The 15,505-nt window shown below is 63.1% G+C and carries 13 protein-coding genes; 5 read left to right on the top strand and 8 right to left on the bottom strand.

Annotated elements, in window-relative coordinates; translation table 11 throughout:
• Nucleotides 1-7 precede the first annotated feature (7 nt).
• Both ASC80_RS18925 and ASC80_RS18930 read left to right on the top strand, forming a co-directional pair.
• A complete protein-coding gene (locus tag ASC80_RS18925; protein ID WP_056300474.1) occupies nt 8-865 on the top strand; it encodes a ParA family protein in 858 nt (285 codons plus the stop codon).
• Nucleotides 866-958: 93 nt separating this feature from the next.
• Nucleotides 959-1,849 carry a ParB/RepB/Spo0J family partition protein gene (locus tag ASC80_RS18930; protein WP_056300477.1) on the top strand — a complete coding sequence of 297 codons (891 nt, stop codon included), beginning with the start codon at nt 959-961 and terminating at the stop codon, nt 1,847-1,849.
• 220 nt (nt 1,850-2,069) lie between these two features.
• Here ASC80_RS18930 and holA read toward each other — a convergent pair whose 3' ends face one another.
• The 4 genes from holA to ASC80_RS18950 all read right to left on the bottom strand — a co-directional run bounded on the left by holA (nt 2,070) and on the right by ASC80_RS18950 (nt 8,164).
• A complete protein-coding gene (holA, locus tag ASC80_RS18935) occupies nt 2,070-3,098 on the bottom strand; it encodes a DNA polymerase III subunit delta (protein ID WP_056300480.1) in 1,029 nt (342 codons plus the stop codon).
• 15 nt (nt 3,099-3,113) lie between these two features.
• Nucleotides 3,114-3,668, bottom strand: coding sequence for an LPS assembly lipoprotein LptE (gene lptE / locus ASC80_RS18940; protein ID WP_056300482.1), 555 nt, complete (start codon nt 3,666-3,668; stop codon nt 3,114-3,116).
• Nucleotides 3,655-6,288: a leucine--tRNA ligase gene (leuS, locus tag ASC80_RS18945; protein WP_056300484.1), complete on the bottom strand. Its 2,634-nt coding sequence runs from the start codon at nt 6,286-6,288 to the stop codon at nt 3,655-3,657. The genes lptE and leuS overlap by 14 nt, the downstream gene beginning before the upstream one ends.
• Nucleotides 6,289-6,472: 184 nt before the next feature.
• Nucleotides 6,473-8,164, bottom strand: coding sequence for a diguanylate cyclase domain-containing protein (locus tag ASC80_RS18950; protein WP_056300486.1), 1,692 nt, complete (start codon nt 8,162-8,164; stop codon nt 6,473-6,475).
• Between the two features lie 113 nt (nt 8,165-8,277).
• Here ASC80_RS18950 and ASC80_RS18955 point away from each other — a divergent pair, with 113 nt between their 5' ends.
• Entirely contained in the window at nt 8,278-8,967 is a 690-nt protein-coding gene (locus ASC80_RS18955; protein ID WP_056300489.1) for a YggS family pyridoxal phosphate-dependent enzyme, read from the top strand.
• Nucleotides 8,968-9,100: 133 nt separating this feature from the next.
• Here ASC80_RS18955 and ASC80_RS18960 read toward each other — a convergent pair whose 3' ends face one another.
• Complete coding sequence (locus ASC80_RS18960; RefSeq protein WP_056300492.1) at nt 9,101-9,670, bottom strand: L,D-transpeptidase family protein; 570 nt, start codon at nt 9,668-9,670, stop codon at nt 9,101-9,103.
• Between the two features lie 114 nt (nt 9,671-9,784).
• On the opposite strand from ASC80_RS18960, the gene ASC80_RS18965 reads away from it, so the two are divergent.
• A complete protein-coding gene (locus tag ASC80_RS18965; RefSeq protein ID WP_056300493.1) occupies nt 9,785-10,471 on the top strand; it encodes a response regulator transcription factor in 687 nt (228 codons plus the stop codon).
• Nucleotides 10,472-10,504: 33 nt separating this feature from the next.
• Nucleotides 10,505-10,945, top strand: a complete 441-nt coding sequence (locus ASC80_RS18970; RefSeq protein WP_056300495.1) for a cyclic nucleotide-binding domain-containing protein — start codon at nt 10,505-10,507, stop codon at nt 10,943-10,945.
• 93 nt (nt 10,946-11,038) lie between these two features.
• Here ASC80_RS18970 and ASC80_RS18975 read toward each other — a convergent pair whose 3' ends face one another.
• From ASC80_RS18975 to ASC80_RS18985, 3 genes are all read right to left on the bottom strand, one after another.
• Nucleotides 11,039-11,854, bottom strand: a complete 816-nt coding sequence (locus tag ASC80_RS18975; RefSeq protein ID WP_056300498.1) for an exodeoxyribonuclease III — start codon at nt 11,852-11,854, stop codon at nt 11,039-11,041.
• Nucleotides 11,855-11,962: 108 nt separating this feature from the next.
• On the bottom strand, nt 11,963-12,820 hold the full coding sequence (locus ASC80_RS18980) for an outer membrane lipoprotein carrier protein LolA (protein ID WP_056301054.1): 858 nt from the start codon (nt 12,818-12,820) through the stop codon (nt 11,963-11,965).
• Between the two features lie 231 nt (nt 12,821-13,051).
• Entirely contained in the window at nt 13,052-15,505 is a 2,454-nt protein-coding gene (locus ASC80_RS18985) for a DNA translocase FtsK (RefSeq protein ID WP_056300501.1), read from the bottom strand.

Genomic DNA, 15,505 nt, shown 5'->3' on the forward strand with positions numbered 1-15,505 from the left:
GTTCGCCATGTTTGGAATTGATAAGATATTTCAAGGAGATAACGGCGTGGACAACCGCAAGCCGGGCCAGCCGCGGATCATCGCCCTGGCCAACCAGAAGGGCGGCGTCGGCAAAACGACCACCGCCATCAACCTTGGCACCGCGCTGGCCGCGATCGGCGAACGAGTGCTGGTGATCGATCTCGATCCGCAGGGCAACGCTTCGACCGGCCTCGGCATCGACCGCCGCGACCGCAACTGCTCGACCTATGACGTGCTGATCGGCGAGGCCAAGCTGCGCGACGCCATCGTGCCGACCGCCGTGCCGCGCCTGCACATCGCGGCGTCAACGATGGACCTGTCCGGGCTCGAACTTGAACTCGGCAACGCCCGCGATCGCGCTTTCCGCCTGCGCGACGCCATCGCCGATCTCAATGTCGATGTGCCCGAAGACACCGACTATACCTATGTGCTGGTCGATTGCCCACCGTCGCTCAATCTCATCACCGTCAACGCGATGGCGGCATCGCACGCGATCCTGGTGCCGCTGCAATGCGAGTTCTTCGCGCTCGAAGGATTGTCGCAGTTGCTGCAGACCGTCGAGCAGGTGCGCTCGACACTCAATCCGGGCCTGACGATTCACGGCATCGTGCTGACGATGTTCGACTCGCGCAACAACCTGTCGAACCAGGTCGTCGCCGACGTGCGCCAGTTCATGGGCAAGAAAGTCTACGACACCATGATCCCGCGCAACGTGCGGATTTCCGAAGCGCCGTCCTACGGCAAGCCGGTGCTGGTCTACGATCTGAAATGCGTCGGCAGCGAAGCCTATCTCAAGCTCGCCACCGAAGTGATCCAGCGCGAGCGGGAATTGCGCGCGCACTAAGCCGGCGCGAACGATGCTCCGCGGAGATCGTTCGGTGAATTGACATGACGAGTTGCGGGAGTGCTTGCGTTGAGCTCAAGGGGAGAGGCGGCGATGGCCGATGAAGCGCGTTCGCGACTGGGTCGCGGTCTTGCAAGCCTGATCGGCGATGTCGGCGGCGAAGCCGCGCATGTCGAGCGCCCGGCCCGCACGCCGCGCAAGGTGCCGATCGAATTCCTCAAGGCCAATCCGCGCAACCCGCGCCGGATGTTTTCCGATAGCGAACTCGATGAACTGTCGGCGTCGATCAAGCAGCATGGCGTGATCCAGCCGATCGTGGTGCGGCCGGTCAAGGGCGCGCAGGATCGCTTCGAAATCATCGCCGGCGAGCGGCGCTGGCGCGCATCGCAGCGCGCCGGTCTGCATGAAGTGCCGATCGTCACTGTCGACGTTAACGACAGCGACGCGCTCGAAATCGCGATCATCGAAAACGTCCAGCGTTCCGATTTGAATGCGATGGAAGAAGCGCAGGGCTATCACGCGCTTGCCGCCGAGTTCAAACGCAGCCAGGACGACATCGCGAAAATCGTCGGCAAGAGCCGCAGCCATGTCGCCAACATGATGCGCCTCACCAAGCTGCCGGACAGCGTGCAGGCCTATATCGCTGAAGGAAAGTTGTCAGCCGGTCACGCACGTGCGCTGATCAATCTGCCGGACCCTGCCGCCGCCGCGAAGCGCGCGGTCGAGGAAGGGCTCAGCGTGCGCCAGACCGAAGCACTGGCGCATGACGAGGGCCTGCCGCAACGCAAGCCGCAGAAGACTCGCGGCGGTGCGGACAAGCCGGCCAAGGACGCCGACACCATCGCGCTGGAAAAACGCATCAGCGATATTCTGGGATTGAAAGTCAGCGTCGATCACCGCAATCCCGGCGGCATGGTCCAGATCAAGTATAGCGATCTCGATCAGCTCGACGACATCCTGCGGCGGCTCGAAGCCGGACGGTAGATTTCTTCTCCGGACCCCTTAACGGGCTATTCGTCCTGAAGGGCGAGCCATATTCAATGTCGTCCCCGCGCAGGCGGGGACCCAGTAACGTTCAAGGCTCGGCGGGATACTTCGCATGGTGGGCCGATCAACGATCCGCGCATCAACTCGGGCGAGAGCTTGAAAAGTCTGTGTCCCCGCCTGCGCGGGGACGACTCGGGGAGAGATTAAACGCCGATCTCTAGCCCCGCCGCCGAGCGTTGACCGCGACCGCCAGCAGCGCGCGCTGCGCGATCACGGCCGCGAGGCTGGATTGCTTGCGCATCTCGAGCGCCGCGTCGGCGAGTTGCGCGATGATTTTCGTCAGCCGGTCCGAGCCCGAATTGCGCAACGCCGTCGCAACAAGCTCTTCGCGCGAGAAATGCAGGCGCGGAAATCCGCTTTTCACCGCTTCGCTTTCGCTGCGCCCTTCATCGACGAACAATCGCGCCTTGTGCAGCAGCGCGGCGTGACGTTGCGCCGCCATGATGATCTGCCCTGGATGGATGCCTGCCGCCATCGCCTTGGCAAACGTTGTCTCGACATCGGCGACGCGGCCGGCGAAGGCGCCGTCGACGATCGGGTCAAGGCTGAGGCCCGACGCATCGGTGACGATCGCCGCGACATCGGCCAGCGTGATCTCACGCGCGCCGTGGGCATACAGAGCGAGCTTGCGAAGTTCGTTGCGCGAGGCTTGCCGGTCGCCGCCGAGCAGAGCGGTGAGGGCGGCGCGCGCATCCGATGCGATTTTCAGATTCGCGGCGCGCAATTCGTCGTCGATCAGGCTCGCGAGGTCGCGCTGGGTATCGGCATAGCAGGCGATGGCGACAGCCGCCTTGGAGCGTTCGCAGGCTTTGCGCAGCGGCGCTTCGGCGCGCAGTTCACCGGCTTCGATGACGATGCGGCAATCCTTCGGCGACATCGTCGCCAGCGTATCGATCGCGCTCGAAAAATTCTTGCCGCCGGCGCGAACGCGGATCGCGCGCCGGCCGCCGAACAGCGGCACCGTCATCGCTTCCTCGACCAGCAGCGACGGCTCGGCGGCAAGCTCGTCGCCGTCCATGCGCACCAGTGAAAACGGATCGTTGGGATCGTCGACCGCGGATGCCATCAGGGCGTCGGCGCGCTCACGCACCAGCCCGGCGTCCGGACCGTAGAGCAGGATCACCGGCCGGGCAGGGTCCGGCCGGGCGAGAAAGCTGGCGACATCCTTGTTGCGCAGGGCTGTCACGACAGTGCCGGCCGGTCAGATCTTGGAGTAGAGATACGACGCCAGCCGTGTCGAGATGTTGTCGGCGATTTCCTTCGCCGCCCGGTCCTCGGCGTCACGCAATCCGCGATCGCGCGCGAACCGCTGCTCCTGGCCCGGAATGTCGTAGGACACCCGCGCCGTGGTGCTGCCAGTCATCACGGTCTTGCCGGTGGTGATATCCTTCAGCTCGTAGGTTGCATCGATGCCGTAGTTCTCGACGTCGGGCCGGGCTGTTGCCGCGTCGAGAATGACCGACGTTCGCGACGACCTCAGGCGCATGGTGAGCGAATAGAGCGGCGGGGCGCCGGTGGCGCCGCCATAGGCCTTGAACATCAGCTCGTTGCGGATCGCGACGCCGAGCCGCGCTTCGCGCGACCCGTTCGGCACGTTCAGCGGCGGGAATTCGACGGTGGACAGCTTCTCGCGCAGCCCCGGGCCGCCATCGGGCGCCTTTTCCGCGTACATCGGCTGAAAGCAGCCGGCCGTCAGCGCGGCGAGGGCCATCACGGCCGCCAGTCGCGCCACGATGCGGAGATTAAACCACGACATTCACGATCCTCTGCGGAACAATGATGATCTTGCGGGGAGCCTTCCCGTCCAGGGCCAGTTTTACCGTATCGAGCGTCAAAACGGCAGCCTCAATTTCCGGATTGGGGGCATCCCGGGCGACTGTGACATCGCCGCGCTTCTTGCCGTTAACCTGCACCGGCAGCGTAATTGTGTCATCGACCAGCAGAGCGGCCTCCGGTTCAGGCCACTGGGCTTCAGACACCAGCCCTGCTCCGCCCAGCACCGTCCAGCACTGTTCGGCCAGATGCGGCATCATCGGCGAGATCAGCCGCACCAGGATGTCGAAGGCTTCGCGCGCGGCGGCAGCGAGGACCGGGTCGGTTGTCAATTTTTCCGGCTTGTCGGCGATCTCGGCGAGGGCGCCGACGAAGCTGTAGAGCTTGGCGATCGCGGTGTTGAAACGCAGCCGCTCAATTGCGGCCGAGACATCGGCCAGCGTGCGGTGCGCCGCCATCCGCAGGGCCTTGGCGTCGGCATTGTCGCCATGCGCGGCAACGGTGCCGGCTTTCGGCAAGTGCGGTGCCGCGATGTTCACCAGCCGCCAGATGCGCTGCACGAAACGGCCGGCGCCCTGCACGCCTTCCTCGCTCCAGATCACGTCGCGGTCCGGCGGTGAATCGGACAGCATGAACCAGCGCGCGGTGTCGGCGCCGTAGCTGCCGATGATGTCGTCGGGATCGACAGTGTTGCGCTTCGACTTCGACATTTTTTCGATCGGGCCGATCTCGACCGTCTCGTTCGAGTCGAGCAGCGCGGCACGCCGCTTGTCGCCGTCGCTCTCGATTTTGATTTCCGCAGGCGAGGCGAAGGTGCCGTCGTTCTTCCTGTAGGTTTCGTGGACCACCATGCCTTGCGTGAACATGCCGGCGAACGGCTCGTCCATGCCGATGTGGCCGGTCGCCTTCATCGCGCGGGTGAAGAAGCGCGAATACAGAAGATGCAGAATCGCGTGCTCGACACCGCCGATGTACTGATCGACCGGCATCATCTTGTCGACGACGTTGCGCGTGGTCGGCGATGTCTCGTTCCATGGATCGGTGAAGCGCGCGAAGTACCACGACGAATCGACGAAGGTGTCCATGGTGTCGGTTTCGCGCCGCGCATGAGCGTTGCCGCATTGCGGACAGGCGACCGTCTTCCATTTGGTGTGACGATCCAGCGGATTGCCGGGGCGATCGAACTCGATGTCGTCCGGCAATTTCACCGGCAGGTCCTTGATCGGCACCGGCACCACGCCGCAGGTTTCGCAGTGGATGATCGGGATCGGGCAACCCCAATAGCGCTGTCGCGAAATACCCCAGTCGCGCAGGCGGAAGTTGACCTGGCGCTGCGCCACCGGACGATTGCCGAATGTTGCGCTCTCCAGCCGCTTGGCAACGTCTTCCTTGGCCTGGTCGATGGTCATGCCGTCGAGAAAACGCGAATTGATCATCCGCCCGTCGCCGTCATAGGCGGTGTCGGTGATGACGAAGCTGTTCGGGTCTTGGCCTTCGGGGCAGACCACCGGCGTGTTGCCGAGGCCGTATTTGTTGACGAAGTCGAGGTCGCGCTGGTCGTGCGCCGGGCAGCCGAAGATCGCGCCGGTGCCGTAGTCCATCAGCACGAAGTTCGCGACATAGACCGGCAACGTCCAGCTCGGATCGAGCGGATGCACCGCCTTGATGCCGGTGTCGAAGCCCTGCTTTTCGGCGGTCTCGATTTCTGCCAGCGCGGTTCCGTGACGGCGGCATTCCTCGATGAAGGTTGCCAGCGCCGGATTCTTTTTCGCGGCTTCCGCCGCCAACGGATGATCCGGCGACAGCGCGACGAACTTCGCGCCGAACAGCGTGTCGGGACGGGTGGTGAAAACCTCGACCTCGGTTTCCTGCGCCGGTGTGGTCGCGGCATCGAGCGCGAAGCGGATCAGCAGGCCTTCCGAGCGGCCGATCCAGTTGCGCTGCATCAGGCGGACCTTGTCCGGCCAGCGATCGAGCGTATCGAGCGCCGCCAGCAATTCCTCGGAGTATTTGCTGATCTTGAAAAACCACTGGGTCAGCTCGCGCTGCTCGACCAGCGCGCCGGAGCGCCAGCCGCGGCCGTCGATCACCTGCTCGTTGGCGAGCACGGTCTGATCGACAGGGTCCCAGTTCACCTTCGATTGCTTGCGCTCGACCAGTCCCGCCTTGAGGAAATCGAGGAACATCCGCTGCTGATGCTTGTAGTAGCTCGGATCGCAGGTTGCGATCTCGCGGCTCCAGTCCAGCGACAGGCCCATCGATTTGAGCTGCGCCTTCATGGTGGCGATGTTGGCGTAGGTCCATTTCGCCGGATGGGTCTTGTTCTGCATCGCGGCGTTTTCCGCCGGCATGCCGAACGCATCCCATCCCATCGGATGCAGAACGTTGTAGCCCTTGGCGCGCATGTAGCGCGCCACCACGTCGCCCATCGTGTAGTTGCGCACGTGACCCATGTGGATGCGCCCCGACGGATAGGGGAACATCTCAAGCACGTAGTATTTCGGCCGGGGGTCGTCGTTGCGGGTGGCGAAAATCGCCTGCTCATCCCATACGCGCTGCCAGCGCGGTTCGGATTCGCGGGCGTTGTAGCGATCGTTGCTCATCGTGGATTTAGGTCTGCATGTCGTTGAAAGGCGGCCGACTCTTACGTGTTTTCCACAGAAGTTGAAACCGCCTGAACCCCGGAAAAGCGGCTTATCTTGCTGTCGGGGCGTGATTTTCAACGCCGAGGCTGCGTGGCGCGGGGCCGGCGTTGCCGGCTTTGGCCTGCCTGTGCGCTGATTAGCCTCAGCCGGCCAGCGAGATGGCCGCGGTCGGGGCCCGCATCAGGGCATGTTCAACCACCAGGTTCCGGCCCCGACGCTTTGCGGCGTAAAGGGCGGCGTCGGCGGCTTCGACCAGATCGTCCGGACTCAACAGGGCGCTCGGCCGGACCGCCGCGACGCCGACGCTGACGGTCACCGACCGGAAAGCGCTTCCTTGATGCACGATGCCGAGGTTTTCGACCGTGGCGCGGACCAGTTCGCCGGCGTGCAACGCCTGGTCGGAATCGGCGTTGGGGATGATGAGGCAGAATTCCTCGCCGCCATAGCGCGCGGCGAAGCTGATCGTCTCGTTGGCGATCGAGGCCAGCGCCTCGCCGACGCGGCCAAGACAGGCGTCGCCTTCGGGATGGCCGTAGGTATCGTTGAACAGCTTGAAATGATCGACGTCGATCATCAGCAGGGCCAATCCCCGGCCGTCCTGTTCGGCCTTGAGCCATTCGAACTCGAGCCGGCTCTGGAAGCCGCGGCGGTTGGCGAGGCCCGACACCATGTCGACCGACGCCATCACGGTGAGGCGGTCGTTGGTCGCGACCAGATCGCGCTCGCGCTCGGAAAGTTGCGCCGCCATGTAGTTGAAAGCCCTTGCGAGAGGCTTGAACTCGCGCGGCAGACGCGCGTTCGACGCGCGCGCCGACAGGTCACCCTGTCCGAATCGCCGCGCCATTCCGGTCAGGACTCGAATCGGATTGATGATCAGCCGCTCGCCGACGAACCATGCGCCGAGCAGCGCCATCAGAGCCACCAGAGCAAGCTGGGCATAAGCGGTCCGGATGTCGCGGTCGATGTCGCCGAGCAGCGTGGACTCCTTGATGCTGACGATCATGCGCGCGCGCGTTCCCGAGACGCGGGCGAAATTCACCACCTGCTTCTCGCCGTCGGCCGACATGAACGAGATCGATCCGGATTCGCGGTCGAGATTGATTTCGCGCAACGCCACCGCTTCGAGCAGCGACGTTTCCTTCAGCCGCTGCCCAACGAGATCGGCGTTTTCGGATTGTCCGGCCAGGATCACGCCGTTACCGTCGACGAGATAGGCCGAGATGCCGGCGCGGCCGCTACGATGGGCCATCAGTTGCGACAGCCATTTGAGATCGATGGCCGCGAGGATGACCCGATCCGTGCCGCCTTCGACAGCCGATGTCGGATAGGCCGCCAGGATGGTGGGCAGATTGGCGGCGCGGCTGAAGATGTAGTCGCTCAGCACGAACTCATGGGTTTCCAGCGCCTGTCTGAAATATCCGCGATCGCCGAGGTCCATGCCGACAATTTGCGGATTGGTCGAGCACTGGATTTTGCCGTCAGGTCCGAGCACCGACAGGCTGCGGATCCACGGCAGGTCGACGCGAAGGCTCGCACGCATGATGGCGCATCCGCGGCCGACCTCATGCGCCGCGCCATAAATATAGGCCGACGACTTGAGAACCGCCTGAACGGTGGAAATGATCTCGCGTTGCGCGTCGGCGGCATGGTTCGCGAGCTGCGACAATTCAGCCGCGGCGGTCGTGATCTGCTGGGTGCGGCTGTTCTCAAGAATCCGCACGCGATCCAGCATCAGCGGAACCACGAGAATCAAGGCGAGCAGAATCAGCCGGGAACGAATACCCAGAAGCGCCTTGAGTTTTAAGGTGTGACGACCGAAACTAATACGTGACATTGCAACGGGATCCCCCTGACCCCGCCGCGACACTAAGGAGAAGGGTTCAAAAAGCCTTTCTTCGATTTGCTAAAATTCAAGCAATCCCCAAACATTGAGCGACAATCAGATCGATGACAGCGGAAAAAAACGCGTTGGTAACGTCCGATTCACCACACGGACTTGTCGAAGTGGAAAACGAGATCGTGCGGGCTTGCGCTGACGCAAAGAGAGAGCGTGCGTCGGTCGAACTGATCGCGGTCTCCAAGACATTCGAAGCTGCCGCGATCGAACCGGTTATCGCTGCGGGACAACGTGTGTTCGGTGAAAATCGCGTACAGGAGGCCAAGGCGAAATGGCCGGCGCTGACGGCCGCGCATCCCGGCCTTGCGCTTCATCTCATCGGCCCGTTGCAATCCAACAAGGCGAAAGACGCGGTGGCGCTGTTCGATGCCATCCATTCCGTCGACCGGCCGAGCATTTGCGAGGCGCTCGCCAAGGAGATCAAGGCGCAGCAACGCAATCCGTTGTTGTTCGTCCAGCTCAATACCGGCGAGGAGCCGCAGAAGGCGGGCATTTCGCCGCTGGAGGCAGACGCTTTTATCGCTGCCTGCCGTGACACTTATGGGCTGACGATTTCCGGCCTGATGTGCATTCCGCCGCTGGACGATGCGCCGGCACCGCATTTCGCGCTGACCGCGAAAATCGCCGCACGCAACGGGGTGAAACTGTTGTCGATGGGCATGAGTGCCGACTTCGCGGTGGCGATCGAATTCGGCGCGACCCATGTTCGCGTCGGCTCGGCGATTTTCGGAAAGCGATAGCGACCTCATCCTGAGGAGCACGCTCTTGCGTGCGTCTCGAAGGATGAGGAAGAAGATAAAAGGACGACGCGTCTCATGGTTCGAGACGGCGCGTAAGACGTGCCTCCTCACCATGAAGGTCATCGAATCGGTTTCACCCGATCACGATTCGCGTTTGCGGTCCGATGCGCGCGAGAAGTTGCAGCATTGCGGATCTCGTCATGCCGACACATCCGGCGGTCGGCGCGAAATTGTCGCGCGCCAGATGAAGGAAGACGGCGCTGCCGCGACCGGCGATGCGCGGCCGGGTGTTGTGATCGATCTCGATGATGAAATCATAGAGATGGTCGGCGCGCGTCAGGCGATCGCCGGGCGTATCCTGCGTCAGGCGAATCGGCTGGTTGTAATGCCGGTCGCCGGGGTTTTCGCACCAGGCATCTGCGGGCGTGATGGCGCGAATCGGCAGGAAGCTGGGTGGCCTGGGATGGCGGTCGGCGCGCCACCACAGGCGGAGAGGTCGAAAGATGCCTCGCGGCGTCCCACCGTCGCCCTCGCGCTTGTTGGTCGTGATTCCGCCCCGCCCCAGCGCGACCGGAATCATCTGGTGGCCGGCGACCAGCCAACCGCGCCGGGGGTTGCCCGGCGCAGCACGAATCCGGATCGTGGAAAGCGGCCGATCACGGAAGCTTGTGCGGTAAGTTATTGGAAAAACGGCGCTTCCCATGCTCTCTGAAGACCCCACCTTGCGCTTTTCGCCGCAAATGCTCTATTCCGGCAATATTCTTTCGGCAGTTTGTCCGAATAATCGCCGTAAACGGTTGTCAAAGGATTGGACACAATGGCCAACGCTCGCAAGATCCTGATCGTGGATGACGATAACGATCTGCGCGAGGCCCTGATGGAGCAATTGTCTCTCCATGAGGAGTTCGAAGCCTCCGCTGCCGATACCGGCGCCAAGGGCGCCCACGCCGCCAAAACCCACTCACCCGATCTGGTGTTGATGGACGTCGGTCTGCCCGACACCGATGGCCGCGAAGTCGTGCGCAGCCTGCGCAAGGGCGGCTTCAAGGCACCGATCATCATGCTGACCGGCCACGATACTGACTCGGATACCATTCTCGGCCTCGAATCGGGCGCCAATGATTACGTCGCCAAGCCGTTCCGGTTCGCGGTGCTGCTGGCGCGGATTCGCGCGCAGCTGCGTCAGCATGAAGCCAGTGAAGACGCGGTGTTCTCGGTCGGCCCCTACAGCTTCCGGCCCGGTTCAAAGATGCTGACCGGCGCCAACGCCAAGAAGGTTCGCCTCACGGAAAAGGAAACCGCGATTCTGCGCTTTCTGTATCGCGCCGGCCAGCAGCCGGTGACGCGCGAAACTCTTTTGCAGGAAGTCTGGGGTTATAATTCCGGCGTGACCACACATACGCTGGAAACCCATATCTATCGGCTGCGCCAGAAGATCGAGAAGGACGCAGCCTGTCCGGAAATCCTGGTCACCGAATCGGGCGGCTACAAACTCGTCCCATGAGTCGGCACAGAACACGGGTCAGCGCGGCATTTCATGTCGATTGAGGACGATATTGCCCTGCTTTCGCGGGTTCCAACGTTGAACCTGTTGGGCATGTCCGCCATTCAGGTGCTGGCGATCGGAGCCGAGCAACGCGATTTCGAATACGGCGATCAGCTGTTTCGTGCCGGCGATGCCGCGGACTGCGGATTTGTCGTGCGCTCGGGCTCGTTTCGCATCGTCGCCGACGGCATTCCGGACATTGTCGCGGATCCGGCCTGCCTGATCGGCGAACTCGCCCTTCTGATCCAGATGGACCGGCCGGGCACCGCCACGGCGCTCGAACGCTCATCGGTGGTGCGTATTTCCCGCAGCCTGTTTCAGCGCGTGCTCGAAAGTCATCCGGAAGCGGCGCGCCGTCTTCGCGACGATCTGGCCGATCGCACCAACAGCGCCACCAGCGCGATTTCGCGCCTCACGCCGAAACTGATCTGAGCCACTTCATAGCGTTTTCGAGCGAAGCATGCACTCGGGCTCGACCCGGGTGTGGGGACCGGCTCGCTTCAAGAAAGCGCATCAAGGCAAAATCTAGAGATCGAACGTCGCCGTGACCGGAACGTGGTCCGAGGGACGCTCCCAGCTTCGGGCATCGCGGGTGATCCTGAAATCGCGAACGCTGTCGCCCAGCGCCGGCGACACCCAGACGTGGTCGAGCCGCCGCCCGCGATTGGCGGCGGTCCAGTCGGCGGCGCGATAGCTCCACCAGGTGTAGATTTTTTCGGGCTCCGGAATTCTCTGGCGCGCGATGTCGATCCATTGCCCGTGATCCCTCACCGCGATCAGCTTCTCGCACTCGATCGGCGTGTGAGACACCACTTTCAAAAGCTGCTTGTGCGACCAGACATCGTCCTCATGCGGCGCGACGTTGAGGTCGCCGACAAGGATGTGACGGTCGCGCGCCTTGGGATGGAGCGGCGCGCAATCCTTCATCTCGTCGAGGAACGAGAGCTTGTGCGCGAACTTCGGATTGAGATCGGGATCGGGAATGTCGCCGCCGGCGGGGACATAGAAATTGTGAATCGTCAGCGGCTCGGACAGGCCGGCGCCGGTGCCGAACGTCGCGGCGATGTGGCGCGAATCGAGCTTGTTGCAGAAGGTCCGGACATCGCTGCTCTCGAGCGGCAGCTTCGAGACGATGGCGACGCCGTGATAACCTTTTTGGCCGTTGAGCGCGATGTGCTCGTAGCCGAGGCGCTTCAGCCGCTTCAGCGGAAACGCATCGTCCGGACATTTGGTTTCCTGCAGGCACAACACGTCGGGGCGCACCGCCTTGAGAAACTTGGCGACGAGCTCGATGCGCAGGCGCACCGAGTTGATATTCCAGGTGGTGACAGTGAAGCGCATCGGAATCCGGACAAGGAGGGCCGCGCCCGCACAACAACCGGCGCAGGCCAAATCCTTAGCCCGGATGCGGCGGCCATGTCCACGCCGCGGCGTGTCACCCCGGACAGCCTAGTTGTTGGGTGGAGACTGGTAGTTGGTGAAATCGATCTTGAACAGATTCGGATCGATCCTCTTCGACGTATCGAGATTGGAGACCGCGACCGTGGTGTCGTAGCCCTGCGGGTCGGTGACGGTCCACTGCTTGAGCTGGTTGTCCTTGGCGCCGAGCATCAGCATCAGCCGGCTGGTGCCGATCAGCGGCTGCTTTTCCTCGATCGTGACGCTGACATACGAATCGTCGGCGCTGACGTTCACCAGATTGGTGTCCCGCATCAGGTCGATGCGATCCGACAGCAGAAAGCGCAGCGGCGTCTGCGATAGCGGATAGACATCCTGGGTGGCGAGCTTGCGGTCGCGCACCACCATCGTCGTTCCGTCGGAGACGACGGCGATCGTGCTCGGAGGGTTGTACTGGAAGCGCACCTTGCCCGGCTTCTGAATGTAGAAATCGCCGGTGGTGCGGCTGCCGTCCGGACCGACCTGAACGAAATTTCCGGTCATGGTCTGGATCGAGGACAGGTAGGCGCTGACCTTGCTCGCCAGGGCGCGCTGCTTGTCGTCAAAGGCGCGGGTCGGCGTACCCAGTCCAAACAGGTTGCGAAGGTCGGGAAGGCCCGGCGATGATTGCTGTTGCTGGGCCTGCACCGGGGGTTCGCTCGTTCGCGGCACTGGGACCGTAGCGGGAGCCGCCGGCCGCGTGATGTCGATGGGGGCTTGTTCTACCGCTGCCCGCGCTTTCGGCGCCGGCTTCGGAAGAGGAACGGTCTCGGCGAAAACGGGTGACGTCAGAAGACTTGTCGCCAGCAGCGCTGCGGACAGTCTGATTGCCGGACGCGAGCCATTCCGTCGAAATCTCCATGCGCGCATCAAATAGCTTTCAAATTGTCCGAAGGTCATCGCCATCCATTCTGTGGTCGGGTAGTCGCAAGCTATGGCGATTTCACGGCCTTGTCTGTCGTAAGCCTTTTGTATCCTAAGCTGCGTATCGCAACCTGTTTGAACTGGTGCGCAATGGCGCGGACGACGGTAAATGACTGTCCGAAAAGCTCCCGGAAGGCAAACCTTCTGCACTCCGCCGAAAACGCCTCCGGCACTCTATCAGAAACGTTCTTCTTCCTCAGGGATCAGAATCTCACGTTTTCCGGCGTGGTTGGGCTGGCCGACAATGCCTTCCTGTTCCATCCGCTCCATCAGCGTCGCGGCGCGATTGTAGCCGATCTGAAGGCGGCGCTGGATGTAGCTGGTCGAAGCCTTGCGGTCGCGTTTGACGATCGCAACCGCCTGCGAGAACAGGTCGCTCTCGCCGCCGCCCATCCCGGTGGAGTCGAACACCGCGCCATCTTCTTCGGTCTCTTCCTCGGCGGTGACCGCTTCGAGATATTCCGGCTGGCCCTGCGACTTGAGATGGCGAACGATTTTCTCGACTTCCTCGTCGGACACAAAAGGCCCGTGGACGCGGCTGATGCGGCCGCCGCCCGCCATGTACAGCATGTCGCCCTGGCCGAGCAGTTGTTCCGCGCCCATCTCGCCGAGAATGGTGCGGCTGTCGATCTTCGACGTCACCTGGAAGGAAATGCGGGTCGGGAAGTTGGCCTTGATGGTGCCGGTGATGACATCGACCGACGGACGCTGGGTGGCGAGGATCACGTGCAGGCCGGCAGCGCGCGCCATCTGCGCGAGGCGCTGTACGGTGCCTTCGATGTCCTTGCCGGCGACCATCATCAGGTCGGCCATTTCGTCGACGATGATGACGATGAACGGCAGCGGTTCGAGTTCGAGCTTTTCTTCCTCGTAGATCGCCTTGCCGCTTTCCTTGTCGAAGCCGGTATGAATGGTGCGGGTCAGTTCCTCGCCCTTGGCCTTGGCTTCGGCGACGCGCGCGTTGTAGCCGTCGATGTTGCGGACGCCGAGCTTGGACATGCTCTTGTAGCGCTGCTCCATCTCGCGCACCGCCCACTTGAGTGCGACCACGGCCTTCTTCGGATCGGTGACGACCGGCGTCAGCAGATGCGGGATGCCGTCATAGACCGACAGTTCGAGCATTTTGGGATCGACCATGATCAGGCGGCACTGATCGGGACGCAGCCGATAGACGAGGCTGAGGATCATGGTGTTGATCGCGACCGATTTGCCGGAGCCGGTGGTACCAGCGATCAACAGATGCGGCATCCGCGTGAGATCGACGATCACCGGCGTGCCGCCGATGGTCTTGCCGAGGCAGAGCGGCAGCTTGGCCGACGATTCGGCGCCTTCCTTGGCGGCGAGCATTTCACGCAGGTAGACTTTTTCGCGGTGTTCGTTCGGCAGTTCAATGCCGATCGCGTTGCGTCCGGGAACGACGGCAACGCGGGCGGACAGCGCGCTCATCGAGCGGGCGATGTCGTCGGCCAGACCGATGACGCGCGACGACTTGATGCCCGGCGCGGGCTCCAGTTCATACAGCGTGACGACGGGGCCGGGGTTGGCCTTGGTGATTTCGCCGCGAACGCCGAAATCCTGCAGCACGCCCTCGAGGGTGCGCGAGTTTTCTTCCAGTTCGTCCTTGCTCAGCGTCATCCGGTCGGACGCCTTCGGCGCGGCGAGCACCGAGAGCGGCGGCAGCACGAAGGCGCCTGACGATTTGCGCGACGGCGTGCGGGCAGCGGCGCGCTTGCGCGGCGCGGGGGCCTCTTCTTCTTCCTCCTCGTCGTCTTCCTCTTCGTAATCTTCCTCGAGGTCGGCGTCGGATTGCGGCACCAGCGACGGACTCTTGCGGCTGCCGAGGGTCGGCTCGGTGCGCTCGAACGTTGCGGCGCGTGAAGATTCACTGCGTCCGACGGCCAGAGCGAACAGCGCGGTCAGCATCCGGCCAAGGCGGGCCTTGGCGCTCATCGCGGCGTGGGCCAGGAAGCCCAGCGACACCGCGCGGCGGTCGTCGTCATCCTCTGTGAAATCATCATCCGCGTCGTCGATCTGCGCGATGTCGCGCTCGGCGATCTTTTCCTGTGAGCCGACGCCGCTGGCGATCGCGAAGGTGAAGATCATGGCGGCGCAAAGGATAAGCCCGAGAACGATCCGGTAGATGATGCCCGGCGGGCCGAACACGACTGCAGGCACACGCACGATGGCATCGCCGACGACGCCGCCGAGGCCGGTCGGCAGCGGCCACGATCCGCCATGCGGCCAGCAGCTTGCGAAGCCCGAGGCGATCGCGGCGCACAGCACCCAGCAGGCGATCCGCATCGCTTCGCGATCGAAATGACGGTGAGTCAAAAGACGCCAGCCCCACACCGCCACCGGCAGGATCAGCATGATCGCGCCGAGGCCGAGAATCTGCATCAGAAGATCGGAGCCGATCGCGCCCGGCCAGCCGATCAGGTTTCTGATCTTGCCCGATGTCGCGTGGCTCAGGCTGGGATCCTGCACCGACCAAGTCATCAGCGCGGCTGCGGCGACGCCCGACAGCGACAGCACGCCGAGCCCAGCGAGTTCGCGCAGCCGTCGCGTCAGCATCTCGCGAATGGGATCGGACAATTGTCCGACAAGGGGAATGACGCGCTCGATCGCTGGCAT

It is taken from the genome of Afipia sp. Root123D2 (assembly GCF_001425835.1).
Lineage (GTDB): Bacteria > Pseudomonadota > Alphaproteobacteria > Rhizobiales > Xanthobacteraceae > Afipia.

Coding starts and splice junctions, on each gene's coding strand:
- ASC80_RS18925 (WP_056300474.1), top strand. CDS start 8: ATGTTTGGAATTGATAAGATATTTCAAGGAGATAACGGCGTGGACAAC.
- ASC80_RS18930 (WP_056300477.1), top strand. CDS start 959: ATGGCCGATGAAGCGCGTTCGCGACTGGGTCGCGGTCTTGCAAGCCTG.
- lptE (WP_056300482.1), bottom strand. CDS start 3,668: ATGTCGTGGTTTAATCTCCGCATCGTGGCGCGACTGGCGGCCGTGATG.
- leuS (WP_056300484.1), bottom strand. CDS start 6,288: ATGAGCAACGATCGCTACAACGCCCGCGAATCCGAACCGCGCTGGCAG.
- ASC80_RS18950 (WP_056300486.1), bottom strand. CDS start 8,164: ATGTCACGTATTAGTTTCGGTCGTCACACCTTAAAACTCAAGGCGCTT.
- ASC80_RS18955 (WP_056300489.1), top strand. CDS start 8,278: ATGACAGCGGAAAAAAACGCGTTGGTAACGTCCGATTCACCACACGGA.
- ASC80_RS18960 (WP_056300492.1), bottom strand. CDS start 9,670: ATGGGAAGCGCCGTTTTTCCAATAACTTACCGCACAAGCTTCCGTGAT.
- ASC80_RS18965 (WP_056300493.1), top strand. CDS start 9,785: ATGGCCAACGCTCGCAAGATCCTGATCGTGGATGACGATAACGATCTG.
- ASC80_RS18970 (WP_056300495.1), top strand. CDS start 10,505: ATGTCGATTGAGGACGATATTGCCCTGCTTTCGCGGGTTCCAACGTTG.
- ASC80_RS18975 (WP_056300498.1), bottom strand. CDS start 11,854: ATGCGCTTCACTGTCACCACCTGGAATATCAACTCGGTGCGCCTGCGC.
- ASC80_RS18980 (WP_056301054.1), bottom strand. CDS start 12,820: ATGCGCGCATGGAGATTTCGACGGAATGGCTCGCGTCCGGCAATCAGA.
- ASC80_RS18985 (WP_056300501.1), bottom strand. CDS start 15,505: ATGCCAGCGATCGAGCGCGTCATTCCCCTTGTCGGACAATTGTCCGAT.